Annotated in this window: 2 protein-coding genes; one reads left to right on the top strand and one right to left on the bottom strand. The window is 64.0% G+C overall.

The window, feature by feature from the left end; all coding sequences use genetic code 11:
* Positions 1-221 precede the first annotated feature (221 nt).
* On the top strand, positions 222-584 hold the full coding sequence (locus EN939_RS27505) for a nuclear transport factor 2 family protein (protein WP_127270874.1): 363 nt from the start codon (positions 222-224) through the stop codon (positions 582-584).
* A gap of 9 nt (positions 585-593) precedes the next feature.
* Here the strand turns inward: EN939_RS27505 and EN939_RS27500 are convergent, their stop codons facing one another.
* Positions 594-2,855, bottom strand: coding sequence for a transglycosylase domain-containing protein (locus EN939_RS27500; RefSeq protein ID WP_127270873.1), 2,262 nt, complete (start codon positions 2,853-2,855; stop codon positions 594-596).
* Between the last annotated feature and the right edge of the window lie 213 nt (positions 2,856-3,068).

Genomic DNA, 3,068 nt, shown 5'->3' with positions numbered 1-3,068 from the left:
ATGCCGCGGCTGGCGCCGGTCAGCACGATGGTCTTTCGGGTGTCGAGCTCAGTCATTTCAAGGTCTCCGGCCGGCAGATGTAGCCGAACGCCGCCGAGGTGGCGAGAGGCCGAAATGTCACCATTCACCTCAGAGGAGGAACCGGGAAGCCGGCTCGCCGTTGGTTCGGGAGTTGCAGGACAGGGCGCGGGGTCTCAGATCAAATCAATCGGGACAGAGCCATGACGCAGACAGCACCCCTCGACATAGCCACCGACTTCACCAAGGCGTGGACAAGCCACGACCTCGACAAAGCAGCATCCTTGGTTGCCGACGACGTCGTCTTTGATGGGCCGATGCAGCAATCGACCGGCAAGAAACCCTATCTCGAGGGCCTGACCAAACTATCACAGGATGTGACCGGTGTGCGCATGATCGCGGCCTTCGGTGACGATCACCAGGCGCTGCTGATGTATGATTTGATGACCAAGTCGTCCGGCGCGCTTTCCTGCGCCAAGCACCTCACCATCAGCGATGGCAAGATTCACAGCGACAAACTGACCTTTGACAGCAAGAAGTTGGGCAGCGCCAAGCCACGGAATTAGCGGATCGGATCAGCCGCCAAGGAGGTCGAGGATCGAGGTCTGCCGCTTTTTGCGCGGACCGCCGACGTCGCCTGGCGGCACCGGGTGCTTGATCGACGCGGTGGCGCCGTCATCCTCCGGCATGGAGGGGCCGTCGGCATCGACGGTTTGGGCGGGACGGGCCGCGCGGACCGGCGCTTGGGCAACCGGCGCTGCTGGCCGCGCCGGTGCCTGCTGACCGACCGACGTCGACGGAACCGGCGCCGTGTTGTTCGCCGCGGGTATCTCGTCGGGGACGATTGTGTCGGCCGGCGTCGATTTCCAGGTGCCGGGCAGCGGCCGCACCGGCACACCTTCGTGGGCCGCAACCATGAACTCGTGCCAGGCCTGCGCCGGCAGTGCGCCGCCGGTGACCTTCTTCATCGCGCTGCCATCATCATTGCCGAACCACACACCAGTGGTGAGGTTGGCGGTGTAGCCGACGAACCAGGCGTCGCGCGAATTTTGACTGGTGCCGGTCTTGCCGGCCGATGGCCAGGCGAAAGCCGCTTTCCGGGCAGTGCCGATCTCAACCGTGCCCGTCATCATCGAGTTCATCATGCCGACGATCTCAGGCTTGACGACGCGCGGCGCGCTGCCGCCGCCGCTGTCGTAAAGCACTTTGCCCTCGGTGGTCGTCACGCGCCGGATGAAATGGATGTCCGGCTTGTAGCCGCCATTGGCAAAGGGGACATAGGCCGAGGTCAGCTCCAGCGGCGTCACTTCCGAAGTGCCGAGCGCGATCGAGGTGTTGGCTATCAGGTCGGACTGGATGCCCATGCGGTGCGCCGCCTCGACAACCGCGTTCGGCCCGACCTCCATGGTCAGTTGCGCCGCCACCGAGTTCAGCGACTTGGCCAGCGCGGTGGCCAGCGTCACCTTGCCGAAATACTTGCCGCCGTAATTGTCGGGTGTCCAATTGCCGATCTTGATCGGCGCATCGTTGCGGATGCTGTCGGGCGTGCGACCGGCTTCGAGCGCGGCCATATAGACGAACGGCTTGAACGCCGAGCCCGGCTGGCGACGTGCCTCCGAAGCACGGTCGAACTGGCTCGTCGAATAGTCGTAGCCGCCGACCATGGCACGTACCGCACCGGAATCGTCGATCGACACCAGCGCGCCCTGTGTGACGTTGAGCTTCTTGCCGCTCTCGTCGATCAGTCTGCGGATCGACTGTTCGGCGAGCTTTTGCAGGTTGAGGTCGACGGTGCTGTCGATGACGATGTCGCCGCGCACATCGCCGATCAGGTCGGGCAATTCCTCCATGATGGTGTCGGCGACGTAATTCTCCGAGCCGGTCCAGTAGGACGGCGCACGCGTTGCCGGCGCGCTCATTGCCGAGGTCATTTCCTTGGCGCTGATCTTTCCCTCGTCACGCATGGCGGCAAGCACCAGTTGCGAGCGTTCCTCGGCGGCCTTCGGATCGCGTGCCGGGGACAGCCGCGACGGCGCCTTCAACAGGCCGGCAAGCAATGCGGCTTCCGACAGGGTGACGTCGCGCGCGCTCTTGCCGAAATAGCGGCGCGAGGCGGCCTCGACGCCATAGGCGCCGGAACCGAAATACACCCGATTCAGGTACATTTCGAGGATCTGGTCCTTGGTGTGCTTGTGCTCCAGCCACAGCGCCAGCAGCACTTCCTGCACCTTGCGTTCCAGCGTGCGGTCGGGTGTCAGGAACAGGTTCTTCGCCAATTGCTGGGTCAGCGTCGAACCGCCCTGCGAGAAACGCCCGCCCAGCACGTTGGTGACCATGGCGCGCGACAGACCGATCGGGTCGATGCCGAAATGCGAGTAGAAGCGCCGGTCCTCGATGGCGATGACGGCTTCCGGGATATAGGGCGACATCTCATGCAGGCCGACGGCCTCGCCGCCGCTCATGCCGCGATTGGCGAGCAATTGGCCATCTGCCGAGACGATCTTGATGTTGGGGGCGCGGTCGGGAATCGACCAGGTCGTCGCCGCCGGCATCTTGGCGCCATAGTAGACGACGATGCCGGCCACCGCGATGCCGCCCCAGATGGCGAACACGAAGCACCAGTAGAACAGCCGGCCGAGCACACCGAACAGGCCGCGCCGGCTTCTGCCGCGCTTGGCCCGCGACGATTTCCCTTTGGCCGGCTTGCGTTTTGCGGAGGCTTTGCGATTGCTCGGCACGACGCGATCCTCCTCGTTCACCGAAAGACCCGCCGAGGACCGCGCCTGCGGCGGCCCCTCGAAACTGGGTTCGATGCGACTGTCTCTGCGGTTCGCCATGCGCTGTGCTTGATATCCCCGATGCCTATGGCGTTCGGGTTGAAGAGTAGATGCGGCGGTTTAAAGGCGGGTTAAGTCGTGTTCGAATGCCGGCCCTGGCGTTGGTCAACGATGTTGATGCGAAAAAGCCGCTACGCCTTGATATCTCGCTAGAGACCCGCCGCCTTCGCCAGATAGGGCGCCAGCGCCAGCGCATAGGTGGCCGTCATATGG

Source organism: Mesorhizobium sp. M7A.F.Ca.CA.002.05.1.1 (assembly GCF_003998335.1).
GTDB lineage: Bacteria > Pseudomonadota > Alphaproteobacteria > Rhizobiales > Rhizobiaceae > Mesorhizobium.
Note: the sequence above shows the minus strand (reverse complement) of the source record. Positions and strands in the feature narration are given on the sequence as shown.